Source organism: Microbacterium sp. NPDC064978, from assembly GCF_044543605.1.
In the GTDB taxonomy this organism is placed as follows: domain Bacteria; phylum Actinomycetota; class Actinomycetes; order Actinomycetales; family Microbacteriaceae; genus Microbacterium; species Microbacterium meiriae.
Genome location: NZ_JBITWF010000007.1, coordinates 1 through 22,397 on the forward strand (window position 1 = coordinate 1; position 22,397 = coordinate 22,397).

A 22,397-nucleotide genomic window follows, 5' to 3' on the forward strand; every position below is an offset into this window, starting at 1 on the left:
CTACTGGACCAACGCCTTTTGGTCCGTCATCCCCACGATCGCCGTCGTCGCAGCATTCTGGTTCGTCCTGCGGTCCATCATCAGAGCCGACCGCAGCGAGCGATAAGCACACGCCAAGATCGAGCAACAACTCCGCGCGGAACGAAACCAACCACGCCAACTCGCATCGACAGACGACGAGCGAGGGCAGCCAGATCAGCTACCTGAACGCCGGAAACGCCTGCCGAAAGCAGATACCGGCGGGCGTTAGCGGCGAGCGTCCGGTGACGTGTAACGCGAGTTCGCCGGAAACGATCGTTTCCGGCGTGGTCGCCGCGTCAAAGAATTCATATCGGAGCGGATCGCCGACCGCGAGTGCCTCATCAACGCTGCCACTGCCGAGACTGAACATGAACACCCCTCGTTGAGTGCTACTAAGGATGTCTGCCTGATGTGAGCTAGCGGAGAACTCTCGTCTCAGCGTCGGAAAAGGCTCCCCCGATGACGGCGTCGGCAATCCGCCGGCAATCCGCTTCGTTTCTATAGCCTCGTCCCCCGTCGGTGGCGATGACGTGGCCCTGGGATGTGAGCTTCCATGCCCACTTACCATCGGGCCGCTTGTAGATCAGGCGCACAGCCGCCATATCTCCTCCTCACGTCGTGCCATAAGCGTAGATGTCACGGAATGCGCGTTTCACCTTGATAAACCGAGGTTACTTCTCGTCGGCGGAGATCTCCGTTGCATGTTCACTGGACGGTTGCGGTTGGCGGCTGCGGAGCATCTGGAGGATGCCGAGTCCGACACCGATTCCGAGGGCGACGTCGGCGATATTTCCGATGAAGAGGTTGCCATAGGCGAGGAAATCGGTGACGTGACCGCGGGCGAACCCGGGAGGGGCGAAGAGGCGGTCGATGAGGTTCCCGGCCGCTCCACCCCAAACAAATCCGATGGCGACTGCCCACGTTGTGGATGTCGCCCGCCATGCGGCGTAGAACAACGCAATTACGGCTACGGTTCCGATCACCGTGAACACAAAGGTGCTGCTTGAGCCGAAAGACATAATGGTGCCGGGGTTGAAAGCGAGCTGCATGCCGAACAGATCACCGACTAGCGGAGTGCGCTCTTGCTCGCTCAGTTGCGCAAGCGCCAGGGCCTTCGTGCCCTGGTCGATGACAGCCATCGAGAGTGCAACCAGGCACGCGGTTACCAATCTTCGACTACGATCGCCCCTCAACGTGGGTCCCACACGTAGAAGTTATTGCGACGGTGGAGGGTACCCGTACCCGCCTGCGACCGTGGAGGCCGGCCGGGATCTAGCAGTGCTGTGAACACGGAGCGGTGCGTCCTTTGTTAGTGAAGCGGCGTTGATCGTCAGTTGAGGCCGGAGTATGCATGCAGGCCCTTGAAGAACACGTTCACGATCGTGAAGTTGAACAGCACTGCGGTGAAGCCGACGATCGACAGCCATGCCGACGGGTTGCCCCGCCAGCCGCGGGTCGCCCGCGCGTGGATGTAGCCTGCGTACAGCACCCAGATCACGAACGTCCAAACTTCCTTGGTGTCGAATCCCCAGTATCGTCCCCAGGAATCGTTGGCCCAGATTGATCCGGCGACCAAGGTGAACGTCCAGAAGATGAACCCGACGATCGCGAACCTATAGGCGAGGGACTCCAGCGTTTCGGCGGTCGGGAGCGTGCGCAGATATCCCGCCCCGGCCATCTTCGCCGCCTCGCCTTTCGCCGCGATCCGTCGCTCGCGTCGGGCCTGCATGAGTTGTGTGGCTGATAGTCCGCAGGAGATGGCGAAGAGGGCGGTGCCGAGGGAGGCGACGAAGACGTGGATGACGAGCCATACGCTCTTGAGTGGATCCATCAGAGGGGTTATCTCGACGTAGAAGGCAAGGGTCGCTCCCCCGAGCAGTAGCGCGACCATGCCGATGAGGAACGAGCCTAGGAAGCGTAGGTCGTACCGGCGGAGTACGACCATGTAGACCGCGACGACCAGCAGGGTACCGGTGAGGGCGAACTCGTACATGTTCGCCCACGGGACCCGGTCTGCGGCGATCCCTCGCCCTAAAGTGCCAGCGAGGTGAAAGATAAACGCGAACCCGGTCAGGACAGTGCCGATGCGCGCCCAGAGCAGACGTTGCCGCTGGCCTGGCCGGGTACGGACTTCGTTCAGTGTTGGGCGTTCGTCGTCGGTATCGTGCGCCTTTGCTTCGCCGTTGGCGGCCACGAGCGCGGGTACCCGTTGGACCTCATCGCGGCGCACTGAGCGTTGGGCAAGGTCGATTGCGTAGGCGACGAACGCGAGCAGATATACGGCAATTGCGGTCCACACCAACAGCAGAGCGATGCCGTCCATGGTCAGGGATTCGGGTTCAGGCATCAGTTTCTCCTCGGGCGGAACGGGGGCTGGAGTGGAAGTGCCGATGGCTGATTCCAGCCATCGCGAAACCGGTGATCGCACCAAGTGCGATCACCGTGGTGAACGGGTAGAACGCCCCGCAGGCCTCGCATTCGAAGTCGAGAAACTCCACCAGTGTCGGGGGATCGGGTCCAGCGCTGTCCAACACGTGCGAGTTGGCGCGAGCACCAATAAGTGCGGCGGCATTGTCGTCTGTGGACGCTTTTGGACGGGTGGCGATCGTGTAGATAATCGCGCCGGTGACAGCGCGATCACGGTAGCGATTGTGATGAGGGTGACTTTCCGGGAGGACTTCATCATGGCTTCCTTCGGCGGGGCATCTGTGGGCTTGAGCCTCCGCGGCGGGCCATGTGGTTGTCGCGGAGGTGGGCTATTTCGTCCGGAAGCTGCGGGTCCTCTCCTCGCGCGAGGCCGGCGAATTCCAGGTGCAGGGAGGGTGCTACCGGGGAGCCGACGACGGATGCCTTGACGAACACCCGCCGTCGGGGAACGAGAAGGCCGATGATTAGGCCCAGGGTGGCGAGGGTGGCGAAGGCGAGCACCCATGTTCCACCCGTGTCACGTTTGATATCCAACGACGCGAACCTCTTCACTGCTGCCAGCGGATCCGAGCCGTCGGACGCATCCTCGAAGGTGACAGTTCCCCACCCGTTGGGAAGGTCTGCGGTCTGCCCGGGCGTGAGCTCGATCGACTCCGTGCCGCTACCGCCGCCCGTGAGCTGGGTCATGTCGGTGGTGTCGAGGGTGTACACCGACCGGGGTACGCCGTCGTCGATGCCGAGGCTGCCGGAGAACACGTTAAACGTGACGACCGGATTCAGCAGGTCGGGATACACCGAGGTGAACGCCCCGGAGTCAAGAACACCTTGGGTTGGGTAGAAGAACCCGATGAGCCCGATCTGTTCGGCAAGCCCATCCGGCACCTTAATGACGCCGAGCGAGGTCATCATGGAGTCCTGCGGGAGGAAGGGCTGCGACTCGCTGTACACGATCGTCCCCTCAGGATCTCTGACGGTGATGGTGGGTGCGTAGCCATTTCCAAGCAGGTAAACCCGTTCACTGCCGACAGTGATGGGGTGGTTCACGCGCACCTTCTCCGTGCCCTCTGTCCCGGCGCGGGCATCACGGATAGTGAGGTTGGCGGCGAAGTCGCCTGCTTGGCCGGCCCCGGCAGACCCCAAGGGCACGTAGTTGACCTCGAAGCTGTCGAGGGTCAGCGAGTATGGGTCCAGCTGTGTACCGTTCACGAACCTGCCGGGGCTGAACGAGGAGTAGTCGTTGAGGGTGTTGACGAAGGTGGTCCCCTCAACGATGACCCTTTGCCCGGTGTAGGAAAACCCGCTGGAGGCGAGCACAGCGACCAGCACCCCAACGAGAGATGCGTGAAAGAGAAGGTTGCCGGTTTCTCGAAGGTACCCGCGTTCGGCCGACACCGACCACGAGCGGGCGGTGTCATACCGCTGAACACGGTATCCGCGTCGACGCAGATCTGTTGTCGCGGCGGTGATCGCCGCGTCCGCGTCCGCGCCTATGTCCTCAGCTTTCGGCGGGACGTCAACGTGGAGGTGGGTGCCCAGCCGACTGAGCCGCGCCGGGGTGCGTGGTGGACGGGAGCGGAGCGCCTTCCAATGGTGTCGGGTGCGAGGAATGATGCAGCCGATCAAGGAGATGAAAAGCAACAGGTAGATACCTGAGAACCAGGCAGAGTTGTACAGATCGAACACCTGGATGCCGTCGAGGAAAGACGCCAGGTCCGGGTTGTCCCGGAAGTATTGGACGACCCCGTTGGGGTCCGCAGTGCGCTGAGGGAAAATGGACCCGGGAACTGATGCGATGGCCAACAGGAGCAGCAGCAGGATGGCGGTGCGCATGCTGGTCAGCTGCCGCCACCCCCACCGCAGCCACCCGACGGCTCCCAGCGTCGGGGACGTGACGGTGTCCGGCTCTTCCTGATCGATGTGATCGGCGGGTCGAGAGGGGTCGGCAGGAAGCTGGTCAGAGAGGGAGCGTGACACTGAGCATCACCCCCTGCAGAACTGACATCAGCATGCCCCAGATGCCCGTGACCATCAGCACACCCAGCGCGATCAGCATGCTGCCGCCAATGATGTTGACTACCCGGATATGACGGCGGAGGAAAGCAACCGATCGGGTGGCCCAGCCCAGTCCGAGCGCGAGTAGGAAAAACGGAATGCCCAGGCCGAGTGAGTACGCCAGCCCCAGCAGCGCAGCACGGCCGGGGTCCCCGAGATTCCACGACACCGACATAATCGCCGCGAGCGTCGGTCCGATGCAGGGCGTCCACCCGATCCCGAGCGCTATTCCCAGCAGCGGCGCGCTGAGCAGGCCTAGGTTGCCGCGGAAACGGGGTCGGAGGGTGCGTTGCGTGCGGGGGAATGCCCCGATGAAGACCAGACCCAGAACGACGACGACCACTCCGAGCACCCGAGTGAGGATGTTGGCGTACTCGAGGAAAAACATCCCCGCGACCCCACCGAGCACCGTGACGGTCATGAACACGAGCGTGAACCCTGCCACAAACAATGCCACCCCACCGAACAGTCGTCCACGACCAGAAGCGGGAGTCCGTGTCGGCGAGCTGGAGAGGGAAGAGCCGAGGTAGCCGAAGTAGCCGGGCACCAACGGGAGCACACACGGGGAGACGAAGGAGATCAGCCCCGCCAGCATGGCGATGAGCACAGCCACCCACAGCGCACCGTCGAAAATGAGCCCCTCGGCATTCATTCGCTTTCCGCCAGCGCGTCTGCGATCAGGGTGGACAGGATAGACGCGGCCGGTAGCTGACCGATGATTCGCGCGGCGACCCTACCCTCGCGGTCCATAACAAGAGTCGTCGGCGTCGCCTGAATGGGGGTGACCGCCGCAAACGCGAGCTTCGTCTTCCCGTCGACGATGTCGATCACGCTGCGGTACGTGATCCCGTAGTCCTCCGTGAAGGACAACGCGGTGGCAGGCTGGTCGTAGATATTCACCCCGATGAAACCCACCCCCTCGGTCTGATAGCTCTGCCACACCTCCTCCAGCAGCGGCGCCTCGACCCGGCACGGCCCGCACGCCGCATACCAGAAGTTCACGACGTAGACCTCGCCAGCGAATTCGCCGCTACTGATCGGGTTGTCGCGCTCGTCGACGCCGGCAAATACCACCGTCTCGCCGCGCTCGTCCGCAGGTATCTCGACGACGCGCTCGTCGACGCTGGTGGAACCGGTGCCGTTGTTCATCGCATCAGCGAGGTCACTTTGGGACGTGCAGCCCGTGACTGTAAGCACGGTGGCGACGGCGACCATCGCGGCGACGGCACGAAACGTGTGTTCAAACTTTCGCTGGGGATCAGATGGTGTGGCGCGGGTGGTGGAAGCCACCCCGAACGGGTTGGTCACGACTACTCCAAATTGGGAACTCAGTAAACGCGCTTGATAGCGCGAGAATCCGCGTGCTTTCACGGATGAGAGGGAGTTGATCGTGATTCAGGTTCGGGAAACGCGCAGTTGCGTGAGTGTGAGCATCGGTGATTGGGACGGCTGGCGCGCGACTGTCTCTCGCACCCTCCGCGTCACACGTCCAGTGCTGCATGTGCGAGACGGTGCTCGCCAGGCAGAGATGACGAGCGCCAGCACGCACGCCACTCCCAAAAGACATAGGGCGGCACCAAGGTCTTCAGCCTCGCCAGCATGACCGTCTGCCATCACGCCGGGCACGACACCCAAGTCGTTCGTGGCGATCAGCTCCGCGATAGGCGCTACCTGCAGGTCCTCGGTCCCCGCGTGCGTCGCCACCCACGATCCGACCAGGAGCGTCAATGCTAGCCCCAGGCCGATCAGCAGCCTCGCCGCTAGCCCACTCGTGCGCGCAGCGGTAGCGCGCTCAGTGAGGGCGGGGCGGATCATTGGACGGTCCTACGTTCGAAGTGGAATCAGGGTAGCCGACGATTAGACACTACCAGCTGTACAGTCAGCGCATGTTGACGGTTGCTGTAGCGGGGGTGATAGTTCACGTTCACACGATGCCCGACCCGATCACTTTCGGATTCTCTTGTCGCTTCTTGGCCCCTAGCTGTTTCCCGGGAGGCTGGGCCGCGGTTCGCGCCCGCGGAGGGAGACGACACGGACGAGGATGATCATCGCGACCAGTTCGACAAGGGTTTGTGTGACTACCGCGAGCGGGGCGATGCTCATCGAGGCAGGGAGAGCGAGAGCGAGCGGTAGGACGACGATCGAGTTGCGCGTCGCGGCGGAGAACATCACCGCGCGGGTGGCGGGGACCTCTAGTCGTGCGACCCGGCCGGCGAGCTTCCCGATCGCGACGGCGAGGATGACGAAGGCGATGTAGAGCGGTACGACGCGCAGGAGGGCGGTGATCTGCGATCCAACAGCGGCGATCTGGGAGCCGATGACCACAGCGAGGGTCACCATCATCAGCGGCACCATCGCGCCCGCCATGATCTTCTCTATGAAGCGGCCTCCCCGGTGACGACGCGCAACAGCCTGCACCACCGTTGCTGCGGAGAGGGGGACCACGATCAGCAACAGGAATGCCCGGATGAATGGGCCGATGTCGACCACATCGAGCGCAGCGCCGCCCGCGAAGAGGAACAGGAACACCGGCAGAAGCAGGATCTGGACCAACATCAGCAGTGGCGCGGCTGCGAGCAGTCGTGCGCCAGCGCCACCTGCGAGACCGGCGAACACGATGACGTAATCGATGCACGGGGTCAGCAGGACGAACAACACCCCGAGCAACAGTCCCCGGTCATCGACCACGAAGCGCGAGAGGCCCCAGGCGAGCATCGGCACGATGACGAAGTTCGCCACCAGCACCGTGCCTAGAAACCTGATATCGCGGAACGCGCGTTTCACCTCGATGAGCGGGACGCCGAGAAACGTCGCGAACAACAGCAGCATCAGTGCCGGTTCAATCGAATGCTCGAGGCTCGGAGCAAGTTGCGGCGTTATCAGCCCGACGGCCGCCCCCACGGCGATCGCGCCGATGTAGAGAGCCAGTTGACGGATATCCCACCACCGCACAACGGATCTCACTCGGTGGTCTCATCGCCTGTGCGGATCATGAAAACTGCTCCGGTGATCGCTGCGGCGAAGATCACGATGTCGGCGATGTTCCCGATGAACCAGTTGCCGTAGGCGAGGAAGTCTACGACGTGCCCCCGGGCGAATCCGGGGTCGCGGAAAAGGCGGTCGCCTGCGTGTGAGGCGGAAGCGCCGCCGAGCGCGCCGATGACGATCGCCCATCCCACGCGTTGCACTCGGAACGCGAACACGATCGCTGTGACCGTGGCGGCGACAGCGAGCAGCGCGAACACCCAGGTGAAGCCTTCCCCGAAGGAGAATGCCGCTCCGGGGTTATAGGCGAGCTGCAAACCCAGCAGGTCACCGATCAGCGGGATGCGCTCACGCTCGGTGAGGGTCGCTTCGGCCCACACCTTGGTTCCCTGATCGATCAGCACGACGACCACGGCGATCAAGAGCGCTCCACCAGTGAGCTGCCGCCGCCGGGTCGACGACAGCTTGCGCGCAGCGGGCGGATGAGCCTCTGACTGGGAGGAGGTCATGCGAGCACCTCGATCAGACGGACGATGACCCCAGATTCGATCAGGATGAACAGGCCCAGGCCGATGAACACGGCCGGTACGAGCCAGTGCTCGACGCGCTCCAGCCCCTCGGTGACAGCCTTGTTGGTGCCGATCAGCCGGCCGGCCGCGCACCAGACCGCGACGAGGACCAGGAACACGACGATCATGATCGCGACGTCGCTGGGGGCGCTGGTGCGGAAGATCGGCGTGTAGAGGGAGATGTTGTCGGCCCCGTTGGCGATCGTGATACCCGCGACACCCCATAGTCCGACCGCGGTGATCTTGGAGTCGTCATCATCGTCATCGCCGTTACGGCGCAGGCCGCGAATGAGCGTCCAGATGCCGATGCCGAGCGGGATCAGACCCAGGAAACCGACCCATTCGTCCGGAACGATGGTGAGACCGAGAGCGGCGATCACGCTGATCACGACGAGGGTGATGAACCCGAGATACTGGCCCGCGACGATCTGCCACGGCCGGGGCTTCCCTCGACTGGAAGCGAGGAACAGCACGGTAAGCACGACGATGTCGTCGATGTTGGTCGCCGCGAACAGGCCGATCGCTGAACCGATGGTGGCGAGCATCAGCTTCCCAACCGTGGCGTGCGGGTGCGGGCGGCACGCAGACCATTGAGGATCACGATGACCTCCGCAACCTCGTGGACCAGGACGACCGCGGCGAGCCCCAGCACGCCAAAGAGCGCGAGCGGGAGCAGTGCGGTGATAATCAGCAGCGACAGGACGATGTTCTGGTTGATGATCCGTCGACCGCGCCGGGCGTGGTCGAACGCCCGCGGGATGAGGCGCAGATCATGGCCGGTGAAGGCCACGTCGGCGGATTCGATCGCTGCGTCGGAGCCGGTCGCGCCCATCGCGATACCGATGTCCGCGCCAGCGAGGGCCGGGGCATCGTTAATGCCGTCGCCGATCATCGCGACCGGTCCCGCCGTCGACAGTTCCCCGATCGCGGTCGCCTTGTCCTCCGGGCGCAGCTCCGCGCGCACGTCGCTGATCCCTGCCTGTGCCGCCAGTGCACGAGCGGTCCGGGCGTTGTCGCCGGTGAGCATCGTCACCCCGACGCCCTGGCCGGTGAGTGTCCGGACGACCTCGGGGACTTCCGGGCGCAGCTCGTCCCGAACGCCGATCGCGGCGACCGGTGACCCGTCGCGGTGGACGATCACGACGGTCATGCCCTGCTCTTCCAACTCGCCGACCCGCTCCGCGAGGTCGCCGGCGTTCAGCCAGCGGGGACTGCCGACGGTGATTCTCGATCCGTCGACGGTGCCGTCGATGCCGTGCCCGGCCTGCTCGGTCACATCTGCAGCTCCCGGTGTCCCCGGGGCTGCGGCAGTGATCGCTGAGGCGAGAGGATGGGTGCTGTGCTGCTCCAACGCGGCCGCCCACGCCAGCGCCTGAGCCTCCGTAACGCCATCTGTGGTGAGCACGGCGGTGACCGCCGGTTCGTTGCGGGTGAGGGTGCCGGTCTTGTCGACGGCAACGTGGCGGACCGTGCCGAAGCGCTCGAAAACGGCGCCGGACTTGATGATCACGCCGAACTTGCTCGCCGCACCGATCGCCGCGACGACCGTCAGCGGAACCGAGATTGCCAGCGCACACGGAGAAGCGGCGACCAGCACGACGAGTGCGCGAGTGATCCACACCTCCGGGTCGCCCAGCAGCGACCCGATGATCGCGACGAGCGCAGCGAGGATCAGTACTCCGGGTACGAGCGGGCGGGCGATCCTGTCCGCCAGACGGGCACGCTCGCCCTTCTCGGTCTGCGCTTTCTCTACCAGCTCCACGATCGTCGTGAGCGAGTTATCGGTGCCCGCAGCGGTCGCCTCGACTTCCAGGACACCGGCGCTGTTGATCGCACCGGCCGACACCGCATTCCCGGGCTCAACTTCGACCGGGATCGACTCCCCGGTGATCGCCGAGGTATCCAGGCTGGAGCGACCAGAACGCACGACCCCATCAGTCGCGATCCGCTCACCCGGGCGGACCACCATGACCTGGCCGACCGTCAACTCTTTCGCCGGCACCTGCGCGGAGACACCGCTCTGAAGCACGGTCGCTGTTTCCGGCACGAGCTTCAGTAGTGCCCTCAGTCCGCCGCGGGCGCGGTCCATCGCCTTGTCCTCAAGCGCCTCCGCGATCGAGTACAAGAACGCCAGAGCTGCAGCCTCCTCCACGTACCCGAGGATGACGGCACCGATCGCGCTGATCGTCATCAGCAGCCCGATGCCGAGCTTGCCCTTGAACAGTTTCCGGATCGCGCCGGGCGTGAACGTCGATGCGCCCAGCAGCAGTCCGACCCAGAACAGCACCAGTGCCGGGATCTCGAGCCCGGACCACTCGAAGATCAGACCGGCCAGGAACGCAACGCCGGAGAACACCGGCACCATGACCCCGCGGTCTCTCCACCAGGGCCGCTCGGCCTCTTCGATCTCTTCGCCTGCCGTCGCGGCAGGCTCGTGCTCGCAGCCACACGCCTCGCTCACGCGTCAGCCCCCGTCCCACAGCAGCCAGCCACCATGCACGCTGAGTCCACGCAGGGCGCGTGCTCATCGACCGCCAGTGTCACGTCCACGAGCGCGACGAGCGCAGCCGCAAGATGCGGGTCGGCGATCTCGTAGCGGGTTTGGCGGCCCTCAGGCTCGGCGACAACGATCCCGCAGTCACGCAGGCAGGTGAGATGGTTCGACACGTTGGAGCGCGTCAGCTCTAGCTCACGGGACAGGACTGCGGGGTAGCTCGGGCCACCGAGCAGAGTCATGAGAATCCGAGAACGCGTAGGATCAGCCATGGCGCGGCCGAGCCGGTTCATGACGTCGAGACGAGAAGCAATGGTCAGCATAAGCTGAACTATACAGTCTCCGCTGACCTATTTCCTATGCGGTCAAGCCAATGCCCTCAGGGCATGGTCTTCGAGCCCGAAAGAACGCTGCCGCCCAGAATGCACAGGCGAGCTCGACGCGTCTCTGACATGAGCCGTCTTCTGGTTCCGGACGCGCTCCGCGGGTTCGCGATTGTCGCGATGCTCATCGCGCACGCGGCTCCTTTCGTGCCGAACGCACCGTGGGCGGTGCAATTCGTCACGGCGAACTTCAGTAGTGTCGCGTCGCCGCTCTTCGCTCTTGTCATGGGCATGTCGGCGGAGCTTGTGTGGAGACGCGGCGGCGCTGTGGGGGTGACGTTGCTGCAACAGACTCTGCGTGGCCTGTTCCTCATCGTCCTGGGTGTTTGGATGGCCACGTGGGGCTCCTGGCTGGCGGTCATCCTGAGCTATCTCGGGCTGCTGATCATCATCGGCGCGCCCCTTCTACTCCTGCGCAGCTCGGTCGTGATTGCCGCGACAGCGGTCCTTGTCCTGGCCAGTCAGCCATTGCTGAGCGTCGCACGCACCTGGATTTGGGTCTACACCGCGCCGCCGCCCGTGCGTGAGGTCACGACCTGGATGTTCCTGGGCCCTCAGTATCGGGTGGTCAACCTGTTGCCGGTGTTCCTCATCGGTGCCCTGTTGATCCGTCACGGCTTGAAACGCGATCGCTTGTTGTGGATCATGGCGGCTGTGGCGCTGTTGGCGTATCTTGCCTGGGGTTTCGGGCAGCGCTTCGGCACGGTGTTATCGGGGGACTACCTGGACTCTCTGAGGGATATTGGCTTGGTGTTCGCCGTCTACGTCTGCGTTGTGCTGGGGGCTACGGTGCGGCGGGAGCACGCAGAACGTTTTTGGGGTGCTGTCTTTGTTCCCTTGTGCGCCTGCGGTCAGGTGGCGTTGTCTCTGTACTTGCTGCACGGCAGTCTCATCGCATTTTGGAGTAACGCGTATGGCCGCCCTGCCGAGAACTTCTACTTGGGCTGGCTGGTGATCGTTCCGGGCATGATCGTGGTGGGTTGGTTGTGGTGGCGGTTCGTTGGAACTGGCCCAGTTGAATGGGTGATGGGCTGGCTCAGCGGACGTCCCAAGTCTTCCTCGCTTCGCCGGTAGAGCGGGTGCGTGGCTCTGGGGCTCGCAAGAAGACTTGATTGGTCGGGCTGGTACCATCCTGAGGTCATGGTCGTCCACGGTCGCGCTCACAAATGCGTTAGCCGAGCCGACGAGTTCCTGATAACGAAGATCATTACAGCCCTCGGGCTGGCGCTTCTTCTCGTTGTTGGAGCGTGGCCGGGCGGCCATCGTGATGCGACAGATGCGACTCCGTATCTGAGCACCACATCCTCGTCGTCACTAGGGACGCCTTCTGCTGGTCATTTTTCGGCGGGTTCGGGTGAAAGCGTTGTCGGCGCGACCGCGGAACAATTCCTGGCCGGGGATAGCGCGAACGACATCGTGATCGGCGTTGCCGGGTGCCTCTTGGGTATCATCTGCTGCTTCTTGGTGCTCATCGTCACGCGGAACTTCCGCCGTCACGTCCCCTCTTCTCACATTCGCGAACGTTTGCCGCGCGCACCATCACTGGCAGCTATGACGGGGCGCCTGTTCGCATTGCCTCCTTCTCTCACACAGCTTTCTCTGTCGCGGACCTGACTCCGGCGGCGCCATCTCTTCGATGGCGCTCCACTGGTCGTCCCCGTTCGTTGTGTGTGTCTGGAGTGTTATGAAATCTTCCGTGAAAGCGGTACTTGTCACCGTGTCTCTCGCCGTGGTGTTGCTGGTCGTCGCACTGGTCTTCGTCCTGATTAATCAGAATCAAGCTGCCGCACCCGAGACGGGGACCGCTGACGGTCCACAAGTCGTCCGTGAGAACTCGCACGTCCTCGATGACGGAGGAGAAGGGGCGGTGACGGTGGTCGAGTTCCTCGATTTCGAGTGCGAGGCCTGCGGTGCTTTCTATCCCCTCGTCGAGGATCTCCGCGGCAAGTTCGATGGCGAGATCACCTACGTGATCCGCTACTTCCCGCTGCCTGGTCACCTCAACTCAAAGAACGCCGCAATCGCTGCCGAAGCCGCAGCGCAGCAGGGACGGCTCGAAGACATGTATCACCGCCTGTTCGAGACGCAGTCTCAATGGGGTGAGGCTCAAGAGTCTCGTGCGGACCTGTTCCGGGGGTTTGCGGAGGAACTCGGATTGGACATGGCCGCGTTCGATGATGCGGTCGCTGATCCGGCGACAGCGGAACGGGTTCAATTCGATCTCGACGAGGGTGAGCAGCTCGGTGTCAGCAGTACCCCCTCGTTCTTCATCGATGGGGAGCCTGTCGTGCTGGAAACGTGGACCGATCTGGAGGACAGCATTGAAGCCGCCGTGAACGGTGCTGAATGATGGCGTGTTCGCTATCGCACCGTCGAGTCATCATCGTCGGTGCCGGGCACTCCGGATTGGCGACAGCCGCCGCGCTCAGGTCCTCTGGGCTTGAGCCACAGAAAGACTTCGTGATCATCGATTCTGCACCCCCGGTCGACGAAGCTGGGCCACACGGTGGCAGTCGATGAAACTGCGCAGCGCGGCACGCCACAGTGTCGTCCGCGGGTTCCCTTTCCCGGGCGATGGAGACCGTCATCCGAGTGTGGGTGAGATGTCCGATTACCTGTCTTCGGTGGAGAAAGCCCTCGGTGTGAAGACCGTGTGGGGCACTCGTGCTCTTGGAATCAACCGGTTGGGCGACGGATCCACGCTGCATCTGTCGACCTCCGCCGGGGAAGTGCAAACCCGAAATGTGGTCTGTGCAACGGGAGCTGCCGCGGTGCCGCGCATACCGGGCTGGCGCCCGGGATTGGCCGTACCCGGTGTTGTGCTGCATTCCAGCCAGTACCTCTACCCCGCCCAGATACCTCCCGGCCACGTGTTGATCGTTGGCGGCGGATTCAGCGGAGTGGAGATTGCTGAGGAGCTCGCGTCCTCCCACGACGTCACCCTCTCCACTCGAGCGGAACCCTCAGGGGTGTCGGAGCGGCCTATCTGGTCGAGGCTGCGACGTAAGGGTGCGCTCTCCGAGGCACGCCCCCGCGTAGCTTCGACAGACGTCACTCATGCCGTCGCCGTGACGGAGGTTCACGGAGACACCGTGATGTTCGCCGATGGGGCGTCCGTGAAGCCGCATTCCGTGATCCTTGCGACCGGGTACAGGCCGGCAGACGCATGGCTGCCCGATTCGGAGCCGCCCGGTCAGCCTTTGCACGTCAGTGCACGCATCCCGGGACTGTTCACTGTTGGCATGCCCCGTTACTCCCGGGCGGATGCGGACACCCTCGTTGGGGCGGGTCGTGATGCGGCGACCGTCGCCCGACTCATCGTTGGACGGCCGTAAGGAGCACCATGACAGAAGCAGGGCACAGTCACGGTATTGGTGACGCCACTCCTCGCAATCGCCTGGTCATCGCGTTCGCGATCACCTCTTCGGTCTTCATCGTCGAAGTGATCGGGGCGATTATCACAGGCAGCCTCGCACTGCTCGTTGATGCGGCGCACATGCTCACCGATGTCGTCGGGTTGGCGATGGCCGTCACCGCCGCGCATCTGATGAATCGTCCCCCGACTCCCAGGTACACCTTCGGTCTTCAACGCACGGAGGTGCTCGGTGCGCTCGCTCAAGCAGCTCTGCTGCTCGGGGTGGGTATCTTCGCGCTCGTGGAAGGCGTACGGCGGCTGTTCGAGCCCCCTGAGATCGCATCGGGAAGTCTGCTGTTCTTCGGCATCGTCGGTCTCGTCGCCAACATCGCCTCCATGCTCGTATTGTTCAGCGGCCGCGGACGCAACCTCAACATGCGCGCCGCGTTCCTCGAGGTCGTCAACGATGCCCTCGGTTCCGTCGGCGTCATCGCCAGCGCCATCCTCATCGCCGTTTTCGGTTGGTATCAGGCGGACGCCGTCGCGGGCGTCTTGATCGCGCTCCTCATCATCCCCCGCACCCTCATCCTGTTGCGAGCATCCGGCCGGGTATTGATGGAGTCCACACCTGCCGGCCTCGATCTCGAGGATGTCCGCCGCCACATCCTTGCCCTGCCGCACGTGGTCGCTGTGCACGACCTCCACGCGACCCAGGTCTCGACCGACCTCCCCACGCTCACCGCCCATGTCGTGGTCGATGACACCGTCACGATGGAAGCTTCCGCCGCACTGCTGACATCACTTCAGCAATGCGTCAGCGAACATTTCGCCGTGAGCATCGAACACTCCACCTTTCAGATCGAACCCGAATCCCACCCCGGAGAGCACGACACCCATGCATAAACGCCTCTCGGCACGCACCGCTGCCGTCCTCACCACCCTGTTGTTGTCGGCATCCGTCGTCCTTGGGACTGGATCTCCGGCGGCCGCTCACGACGACTTCGTTTCGTCGTACCCCACCGCCGACTCGACCATCAACGGCTCCCCCGACGAGATCTCTTTGATGTTCACCGGGGCCCTCACCGGTGGTGACGATGCAACGGTCGTCGAGGTTATCGATGAAAGCGGAGCAAACGTCGCCGTCGACCCGCCAACGGTGAGCGGTGACTCGATCACTCAACACCTCTCCCCCGACGCCGCAACCGGCATCTTCACCGTCCGCTGGAAGACCGTCTCCGCCGACGGACACCCGATCAACGGGGAGTATGTGTACACCGTCACGCCCGCGACGGACACGGAACCCAGCACTCCGACCACAAGCCCCACCCCTGAAACCTCCCCAACGGAGGAGCCGGAACCGGCCCGACCCGCGCAAACATACGGTGGCACGGCATCCGGTGGCGGTGCTTTCGAACTGCTCCCCCTGTTCTTCCTCTCGGGTCTGGCACTGATTCTGGGGATCGGCGTTGTGGGAGTGGTTATGGCCGGGCGCCAGCGTCACCAGCGCGACCGCGCACAGGCCGCCAAGGATGCTGCAGCTAAGGAGAAAGACGCCGATGCGTGATCGAGTCCGCCGGTCGGCCGTGATGCTCATCGTCGCCGCCATCGTCATCCTGATCGATCAAGGCACCAAGACTCTTGCTCTGAACACGTTGCGGCAGGATGCGCGTATACCGCTGATCGGTGACTGGCTCGGTCTTCAACTGGCCTTCAACCCCGGGGCGATCTTCTCGCTCGGGGAAGGCTCCACATGGGTCATCACCGTCATCGGGGTCGCTGTCACCGCGGTCCTCATCGTTGCCGCCACCCGAGCCCGGAACGTGTGGTCGGCGGTTGGTTTCGGTTTCATCGTGGGCGGTGCGATCGGGAACCTCATCGATCGCTTATTCTCGCCGCCCGCGTTCGGGATCGGGCACGTCACCGATTTCCTCGCCTACGGGAACCTGTTCATCGGCAACCTCGCCGATATCGCTCTCGGCATCGGTGCCGTGTTCCTCATCGTCGCGGGTCTGCGCACGAGCCGTCGCCGGCCAGACCCCACGTCCCGCCCCGACGACCCTGTACCCGCCGAAGAAACGGTTCACCCATGAGTCCCAAAGAACGCGTCCCCTCCACTTACCAGCGGAACGCCCTGGCCCCCAGCCTCGTCGCCGCCGCGATCCTGTTTCTGGCCCCGGCGCTCTTCCAGGCGAATTGGGCGCCGCTCGTCCTCTTCATTGCCTCAATTTTCGGGCTGATCGTCGCGTGGTTTGCGCTCCAGGCACGCCACTGGTGGTGGATCCCGGTCTTCCTCGCCATTGCCGTGCTCTGGAATCCGGTGATGCCCTTCCCCTTCTCCGGTGTCGTGTGGACCACAGCACAACCCATCGCGGCCGTGGTGTTCCTGGCAGCGGGGGCGACGATCAAGGTGATCCGGAAGTGAACTGCGCGATCTTCTTGTCACGACCATGCGTATGAGCGGCGAGATCCCCGACAGCCCCCCATCTCTGCAGGCGTTCCTCGCACCGGCCGACATTCCGCTTCCAGTGCTACCGATCGTTGCGGGGATCCTCGCTGCGCTGTATCTCGTCGGCGCGATCCGGTTGTGGACGCACGGGCGTCGTTGGCCCGTGTGGCGCACGGTCAGCTTCCTGCTCGGGTGCGTTCTCCTCGCGGCGGTCACCGGTCTGGGTGTTGAAACCTACGGCCAGGCGCTGGTGTCCGTTTTCATGTTCCAGCAGCTCACTCTGATGATGATGGTGCCGCCGCTACTGGTCCTCGGCTCACCCGGAACCCTTCTTCTGCGATCAACACCGCACCATGGGGCGGGACGGGTAGTCCTCACAGCGGCCCACAGTGCTCTTCGAAGCCCGGCCGCGAAATGGATACTCAGCCCGTGGGCCACTGTCCCGCTGTACCTGTTCGCGTTCTACGGCATCTACCTTGCGGGTGCTGCCGATGCCATCCTCGCTCTCCCCGGGGGCCACGTCGCACTCGAGGTCGGATTCCTCCTCGCCGGCATGCTCTTCACCATCCCCATCCTGTCCTCCGATCCGCTGCCGGTCAGGTTGGGTCATGGTGCCCGTGCACTGGACGTGTTTGCTGAAGCCGCGCTCCACGCGTTCTTCGGGGTGTTCCTCATGATGGCCAGCACGATCCTGGTCGGCTCATTCGTCGCCCCCACCAAAGCACTGGGCATCGATCCCCTCGCCGATCAGCAGCTAGCCGGCGCTCTGGCATGGTCCTACGGTGAAGCCCCGACCGTGCTGATGTTGATCTACGTGATGCATCGCTGGTTCCGCAGCGACACCGCCCGGGCTGCCGCGGCCGACCGGTACGCCGACGTGCACGGGAACACCGACCTCGACATGTACAACGCCTACCTCAAAAAACTGAGCTCTCATGACCGTGACCGCTGACCCATTGGTGAGACACGCCCTCTCCGTTCGACCACGGCGCGGGAACCCCCGAGCGCACGATGCGCGCCTACCAGCTGGGGTGCCGTTTCCCGTAGCGATCGTCGCGTCCGCCATCGCAGGAGGCATGCTGGATCTCGCCTACCCCGCAAACGGGTGGTGGCCCGCAACGTTCGTGAGCGTAACCATCGGGCTGTGGACGCTCCGCGGACGCTCTCTACCCGGGGCGTTCCTGATCTCCCTCGTCTACGGCGCGACCTTCTACTTCACCCACCTGGTATGGGTGACCCGGTTTCTGGGACCCATCCCATGGGTCGCGCTGGCTGGCTTGGAATCCCTGCTGTTCGGTGCCGGCGGTGCGCTGATCGCACTCGCCTATCGGGTCACCACCACCCGCGCGGGATACGCGTATCGTGCGATCACTCCCATGCTCGTCGCCGGGGTATGGATGCTGCGAGAAACACTGATGGGGAGTACGCCGTACACCGGGTTCCCATGGGCGCGCGTCGGTTTCAGCCTCGCCGAGAGCCCGCTCGCGGAAGCCGCTTCATGGGTGGGAACCACGGGGCTGTCCTTCCTGACCGTTCTCGTCTGCGCGAGCGTCGTGGAAGCCCTCATCCTCCGCCGATGGGAGCCAGCAGCAACGGCCGTGGTCATCGTCGTTGCCGCGATAGCCATCCCTCTGTTCCCCACCGAGCAAGCGGGAATGATGCGCGTCGGATGGGTACAGGGCAACGGACCCAGCGGCTACTTCGACACCAGGACACCAGGCGACATCCTGCGCGCACAGGAAGAAGCGACATCTCCTCTCCTGGGGCGTGAAATGGACCTTCTCGTCTGGCCAGAAGGGGCCGTCGACGCCGATCCCCTGCGCGATGCCGCCGTCGCAGACCGCCTTGATCGACTCGTGCAGAGTGCCGGCACTCCGGCACTGGTGAATGCGGCAACCACCCGCGGAGCCGACACGTTCAACACCTCCATGCTGTGGACCAGCGCCGGGCCGCAGCAGCTCCACGACAAGGTCAACCCCGTCCCTTTCGGCGAATACGTCCCGGACCGTTGGTTCTACGAAGCCATCGCCCCCGACCTCATCGGATTGATACAACGCGAGTACACGCCCGGCTCCAACACACCCCTCATGAACGTTGACGATGTGCCCATCGGTCTGGCGATCTGTTTCGACGTCATCTACGACGACGTCATCCACCAAAGCGCTGCCTCTGGCGCGCAAATGTTCGTGTTTCAAACCAACAACGCGGACTTCAGAGGCACCGACGAGAACCTCCAACAGCTGGCCATCGCCCGCATGCGCGCGCTCGAAACAGGGAGAACTGCGGTGAACGTCTCCACCACCGGGACCAGTCAAGTCATCGGCCGCGATGGAAAGGTGCTGGCGCAGGTTGCGGTGGACACGACCGCGGCGAAGATCACCGAGGTCCCCCTCCGCACCGGCACGACTCTCGCTGTCGTGCTGATGCCGTGGCTCGACTGGATGCTCAGTATCGGAACGGTACTAGCGCTGCTCGTCATGTCGATCCGACCGCGACGGACTCGTGCTGACTCCCAGGAAGACGGATGGATGACGTTGTGAAGCTCAAGATTCTGACCTCTGTCGCGGCGCTGTGCGCACTGCTTGTGCTCACCAGCTGCGCACCCACCATCCACCTCGAGCCCGCAGCAAACGCGAACGACCCGCTGTGCGCAGAGGTCACCGTACGACTACCGGACTCAATTGGCGACCAGGCTCGCGTCTGGACGGACGCTCAGGCCACCGCAGCATGGGGTACCCCCAGCAGCGTGCTCCTCACCTGCGGGTTGGAGCCCCCGGCCCCCACCACCCTGCAATGTGTCAGCTTGGGTGGCGTCGATTGGATCGTCGACGAGGAGGAGACCCCGAATCTGCGGCTCACAACCTACGGCCGAGAGCCAGCTGCCCAGGTGTACGTGGACACCACCACCCTGTCGGCGGACGCGGTTCTCGAATCTCTTGCCGGGGCGATCCAGCAGCTCACCAAGACCGGTGAATGCACGGCGCCTGTGACAGAAGACCCGGACGCTCCTGGCACTGAGACAGGGGATACCACTCCATGAATGCCGTTGTTCTCCGGATCGCTGGACCGACGCTCCTCGTTGCCGCCGCACTCATCGCTGTGGTCGTCGGGCTCGCGATCGGTGGAGGAGCTGCACCAAGACTCACCAGTGACCCTGGAGCGCTCGTGCGATGGGGACTCCCGGCCGCGAAACTGTTCGTCAATCTCTCCGGTGCGGCGATGCTCGGGCCCCTGGTACTGGCGGTGTTCGCTCTCCCCTCGGCAGGGAAGCCCTTCACCGTCGCGCTCGATATAGCCTCCGCCGGCGCCGCGACCCTCACCATCACAAGCGGGGTGGTGGCTTACCTCACCTTCCTGTCCTCATTCAATCCGCAAGTGAACCTGAGCGCTGAGTTCGGCGCGCAGCTGGGCCGCTTCCTCCTCGACACCGAACTGGGACGATCATGGCTTATCACCGCGATCCTCGCCTCGGTCGTGACAGTCCTCGCATTCGCTGTGCGCAGCTATGGTGCGGTGCTGATCACAACCATGCTTGCGATCATCAGCCTGATACCCATGGCCACCCAAGGTCATTCGGGTGAGCTCGCCAACCACGATCCCGCGGTCATGTCCCTCGTCCTGCACGTCATTTCAGCAGCGATATGGCTCGGAGGTCTCATCCTGCTCGTCGTCGTGCGACCGATCAGCTCTCCGCACGAACTCGACAACGTGCTTCGCCGGTACTCGACGGTGGCGCTCATCGCGTTCATCGGTGTCGCCGTCTCGGGATACGCGCGGGCGCTCACTGCCCTCGGCCGGTGGGAGGATTTGGCCTCACCGTACGGCCTCATCCTTCTCACAAAGATCGGCGCTCTTCTGGTCATGGGCGTCCTGGGTGCCGCCTACCGCCGTCGACTCCTCGCAAATGCCAGCGAGGGCCGTGGCGCCTTCTGGATGATCGTGAGCGTCGAACTCGGTTTCATGGGTATCGCGAGCGGTGCGGCCGCCGCCCTCGCCCGCACCGCCGCCCCCGCCGATACGATCACACTGCCGCAGAACACCGCCGCGGAGATCCTCACCGACGCACCCGTCCCGATCGCACTCACCCTGCAGAGATGGTTCACGGCGTGGAGCCCCGACCTCCTCTGGGTGCTCGTCGCGGGTTTCGGAATCGTCTTCTACCTCGTCGGCGTCCAACGCGCACGGCGCCGCGGGTATCCGTGGCCAGCCAGGCGGACGGTCAGCTGGATTGCGGGGATGGGTGCGCTTCTGTGGACAACCAGTGGCCCGCTCGCCGCCTACGACGACTCGCTCATCAGTATGCGATTCCTCTCCTTCGCTCTCCTCAGCCTCGCGATCCCCTTGCTCCTTGTCTTCGCGGCGCCGATCACCCTCGCAGCCTTGGTCATCCATCCACGGGACGATGGAAGCCGAGGACCGCGGGAATGGCTTCTCTGGGCCGCCCACAGCCCGCTGGCCAGATTTACTCTGCGCCCCGTCGTCGCCGCGGCTCTTTTCGCCACGTCGCTGTGGTTGTTCCACTACTCCGACCTGTTCCGCTGGTCGCTCTACGACCAGCTCGGAGCGGAATGGATGATCAGCCAGCTCCTCGTCACCGGGTGCCTTTTCATACGATCGCTTTCCCTGAACGCGTCCACAACCCCCGAGGGGCGGTGGCGTGTGGCCTCACTCACTGCGCTCACAGGCGTGGCAGCGTTCTTCGGCATCGCCACGATCACTCGCTCCGACCTCATCGTCGCGGAATGGTTTGGCGCCATGGGGCGGACATGGGGACCCACCCCCCTCCAGGACCAGGCCCTCGCCGGAGCCGCCACCTTGGTGATCGCGGGAATGCTCGCAATCCTCACCGGCTTCTCCGTCCTCCACACGAAACGCAACAACCGACCTACCGACAGCACCCCCGTGCCCGCCGTACGAAAGGACCCGCACCTGTGACCTCCACCCACCGCACCCGCTGGCTCGCCAGCACACTTCTAGCTCTCATCACACTGGGAATCGTGGCCGCACCGGCCCCCGCAGCTCTCGCGCACGACAACCTCCTGGACACCGTGCCCGGGGCAGACGAAACCGTCACCCAACTTGACGACGTCGCTCTCACGTTCAGCGGGGAACTCATTGACTTCAGCCAGGCCAGCTTCGCCCAAGTGCAAGGACCCGACGGCCTCTTCTACGAATCCAGCTGCTCCACCATCGACCGCAACATCCTCACCACCCCGGTCGCACTCGGAGAACCGGGCGTCTACACCGTGCTGTGGAACGCCGTCTCCAGCGACGGTCACCCCATCTCCGAGAGCTTCACGTTCACGTACGCTCCCACCAGCAGCGAGCCAGGGCTGGGATGGGACAAACCAGCATGCGGGAACGAACAATCACGGATCCAACCGGCAAAGGCGTCGCCCTCCACCGCGCCAACCACCGAACCGCCAGCAGCGGACACCCCTGCCCCGGTGGTATCTGCAGGCGAGAACGAGGTGGCTTCAATCGCGATCCCGCTCATCATCGCCGTTGCTGTCATCGGTGCCGCGGTGATCACCGCCACCGTTGTCGTACGGCAAGTGAAGAAGAAAAAACACAACCGGTCGAGCGCCGACGTCCACACGGACCCGAAAGAGTGAGTCTCGTGCCAGGACAGTCGAACTCAAGTTCGATGCGTCAAATATGGGCC

25 protein-coding genes are annotated in these 22,397 nt (G+C 63.9%); 14 read left to right on the forward strand and 11 right to left on the reverse strand.

The features are described from left to right. Positions 1-199: 199 nt before the first annotated feature. The 11 genes from ACIGJI_RS17205 to ACIGJI_RS17255 all read right to left on the reverse strand — a co-directional run bounded on the left by ACIGJI_RS17205 (position 200) and on the right by ACIGJI_RS17255 (position 10,871). Positions 200-391 carry a hypothetical protein gene (locus tag ACIGJI_RS17205; protein WP_136054584.1) on the reverse strand — a complete coding sequence of 64 codons (192 nt, stop codon included), beginning with the start codon at positions 389-391 and terminating at the stop codon, positions 200-202. A 301-nt stretch (positions 392-692) separates the two neighbouring features. Continuing rightward, complete coding sequence (locus ACIGJI_RS17210) at positions 693-1,160, reverse strand: signal peptidase II (RefSeq protein ID WP_058631443.1); 468 nt, start codon at positions 1,158-1,160, stop codon at positions 693-695. Between the two features lie 191 nt (positions 1,161-1,351). Further along, positions 1,352-2,368 (reverse strand): c-type cytochrome biogenesis protein CcsB, encoded by a 1,017-nt coding sequence (gene ccsB / locus ACIGJI_RS17215; RefSeq protein WP_058631444.1) that lies wholly within the window; start codon positions 2,366-2,368, stop codon positions 1,352-1,354. A 335-nt stretch (positions 2,369-2,703) separates the two neighbouring features. Next, positions 2,704-4,278, reverse strand: a complete 1,575-nt coding sequence (locus ACIGJI_RS17220; RefSeq protein WP_307861169.1) for a cytochrome c biogenesis protein ResB — start codon at positions 4,276-4,278, stop codon at positions 2,704-2,706. Positions 4,279-4,402: 124 nt separating this feature from the next. Then, on the reverse strand, positions 4,403-5,152 hold the full coding sequence (locus ACIGJI_RS17225) for a cytochrome c biogenesis CcdA family protein (RefSeq protein WP_058631446.1): 750 nt from the start codon (positions 5,150-5,152) through the stop codon (positions 4,403-4,405). Then, positions 5,149-5,808 carry a TlpA disulfide reductase family protein gene (locus tag ACIGJI_RS17230; protein ID WP_307861170.1) on the reverse strand — a complete coding sequence of 220 codons (660 nt, stop codon included), beginning with the start codon at positions 5,806-5,808 and terminating at the stop codon, positions 5,149-5,151. Before ACIGJI_RS17230 ends, ACIGJI_RS17225 begins: the two co-directional genes overlap by 4 nt. Positions 5,809-6,477: 669 nt before the next feature. Further along, a complete protein-coding gene (locus ACIGJI_RS17235) occupies positions 6,478-7,407 on the reverse strand; it encodes a bile acid:sodium symporter (RefSeq protein ID WP_363447887.1) in 930 nt (309 codons plus the stop codon). A gap of 53 nt (positions 7,408-7,460) precedes the next feature. Then, entirely contained in the window at positions 7,461-7,994 is a 534-nt protein-coding gene (locus tag ACIGJI_RS17240; RefSeq protein ID WP_363447882.1) for a signal peptidase II, read from the reverse strand. After that, positions 7,991-8,599 carry a cadmium resistance transporter gene (locus ACIGJI_RS17245; RefSeq protein WP_058631449.1) on the reverse strand — a complete coding sequence of 203 codons (609 nt, stop codon included), beginning with the start codon at positions 8,597-8,599 and terminating at the stop codon, positions 7,991-7,993. Before ACIGJI_RS17245 ends, ACIGJI_RS17240 begins: the two co-directional genes overlap by 4 nt. Then, positions 8,599-10,515, reverse strand: coding sequence for a cation-translocating P-type ATPase (locus ACIGJI_RS17250; RefSeq protein ID WP_058631450.1), 1,917 nt, complete (start codon positions 10,513-10,515; stop codon positions 8,599-8,601). Before ACIGJI_RS17250 ends, ACIGJI_RS17245 begins: the two co-directional genes overlap by 1 nt. Then, a complete protein-coding gene (locus ACIGJI_RS17255) occupies positions 10,512-10,871 on the reverse strand; it encodes a helix-turn-helix transcriptional regulator (protein ID WP_058631451.1) in 360 nt (119 codons plus the stop codon). The genes ACIGJI_RS17250 and ACIGJI_RS17255 overlap by 4 nt, the downstream gene beginning before the upstream one ends. A 129-nt stretch (positions 10,872-11,000) precedes the next feature. Here ACIGJI_RS17255 and ACIGJI_RS17260 point away from each other — a divergent pair, with 129 nt between their 5' ends. The 14 genes from ACIGJI_RS17260 to ACIGJI_RS17325 all read left to right on the forward strand — a co-directional run bounded on the left by ACIGJI_RS17260 (position 11,001) and on the right by ACIGJI_RS17325 (position 22,347). Beyond that, on the forward strand, positions 11,001-12,005 hold the full coding sequence (locus ACIGJI_RS17260; protein ID WP_058631452.1) for an acyltransferase family protein: 1,005 nt from the start codon (positions 11,001-11,003) through the stop codon (positions 12,003-12,005). Between the two features lie 9 nt (positions 12,006-12,014). Then, a complete protein-coding gene (locus tag ACIGJI_RS17265; protein ID WP_136054586.1) occupies positions 12,015-12,545 on the forward strand; it encodes a hypothetical protein in 531 nt (176 codons plus the stop codon). A gap of 70 nt (positions 12,546-12,615) precedes the next feature. Continuing rightward, positions 12,616-13,281 carry a thioredoxin domain-containing protein gene (locus ACIGJI_RS17270; protein WP_058631453.1) on the forward strand — a complete coding sequence of 222 codons (666 nt, stop codon included), beginning with the start codon at positions 12,616-12,618 and terminating at the stop codon, positions 13,279-13,281. After that, positions 13,281-13,451, forward strand: coding sequence for an NAD(P)-binding protein (locus tag ACIGJI_RS17275; protein ID WP_396667041.1), 171 nt, complete (start codon positions 13,281-13,283; stop codon positions 13,449-13,451). Before ACIGJI_RS17270 ends, ACIGJI_RS17275 begins: the two co-directional genes overlap by 1 nt. An 83-nt stretch (positions 13,452-13,534) precedes the next feature. Then, positions 13,535-14,266, forward strand: coding sequence for an NAD(P)-binding domain-containing protein (locus ACIGJI_RS17280; protein ID WP_396667040.1), 732 nt, complete (start codon positions 13,535-13,537; stop codon positions 14,264-14,266). A gap of 8 nt (positions 14,267-14,274) precedes the next feature. After that, positions 14,275-15,189, forward strand: coding sequence for a cation diffusion facilitator family transporter (locus ACIGJI_RS17285; protein WP_058631454.1), 915 nt, complete (start codon positions 14,275-14,277; stop codon positions 15,187-15,189). Continuing rightward, a complete protein-coding gene (locus ACIGJI_RS17290; RefSeq protein ID WP_363447873.1) occupies positions 15,182-15,850 on the forward strand; it encodes a copper resistance protein CopC in 669 nt (222 codons plus the stop codon). The genes ACIGJI_RS17285 and ACIGJI_RS17290 overlap by 8 nt, the downstream gene beginning before the upstream one ends. A gap of 22 nt (positions 15,851-15,872) precedes the next feature. Continuing rightward, positions 15,873-16,376 (forward strand): signal peptidase II, encoded by a 504-nt coding sequence (gene lspA, locus ACIGJI_RS17295; protein ID WP_240747075.1) that lies wholly within the window; start codon positions 15,873-15,875, stop codon positions 16,374-16,376. After that, positions 16,373-16,708 carry a DUF6804 family protein gene (locus ACIGJI_RS17300; RefSeq protein ID WP_045278974.1) on the forward strand — a complete coding sequence of 112 codons (336 nt, stop codon included), beginning with the start codon at positions 16,373-16,375 and terminating at the stop codon, positions 16,706-16,708. Before lspA ends, ACIGJI_RS17300 begins: the two co-directional genes overlap by 4 nt. 25 nt (positions 16,709-16,733) lie before the next feature. Next, positions 16,734-17,684, forward strand: coding sequence for a cytochrome c oxidase assembly protein (locus ACIGJI_RS17305; RefSeq protein ID WP_058631457.1), 951 nt, complete (start codon positions 16,734-16,736; stop codon positions 17,682-17,684). A gap of 124 nt (positions 17,685-17,808) precedes the next feature. After that, complete coding sequence (gene lnt, locus ACIGJI_RS17310) at positions 17,809-19,272, forward strand: apolipoprotein N-acyltransferase (protein ID WP_232762584.1); 1,464 nt, start codon at positions 17,809-17,811, stop codon at positions 19,270-19,272. Beyond that, complete coding sequence (locus tag ACIGJI_RS17315) at positions 19,257-19,772, forward strand: DUF3515 family protein (protein ID WP_058631458.1); 516 nt, start codon at positions 19,257-19,259, stop codon at positions 19,770-19,772. The genes lnt and ACIGJI_RS17315 overlap by 16 nt, the downstream gene beginning before the upstream one ends. After that, positions 19,769-21,667 (forward strand): cytochrome c oxidase assembly protein, encoded by a 1,899-nt coding sequence (locus ACIGJI_RS17320; protein WP_058631459.1) that lies wholly within the window; start codon positions 19,769-19,771, stop codon positions 21,665-21,667. The genes ACIGJI_RS17315 and ACIGJI_RS17320 overlap by 4 nt, the downstream gene beginning before the upstream one ends. Beyond that, positions 21,664-22,347, forward strand: a complete 684-nt coding sequence (locus tag ACIGJI_RS17325) for a copper resistance CopC family protein (protein WP_168429240.1) — start codon at positions 21,664-21,666, stop codon at positions 22,345-22,347. Before ACIGJI_RS17320 ends, ACIGJI_RS17325 begins: the two co-directional genes overlap by 4 nt. Positions 22,348-22,397: the final 50 nt, after the last annotated feature.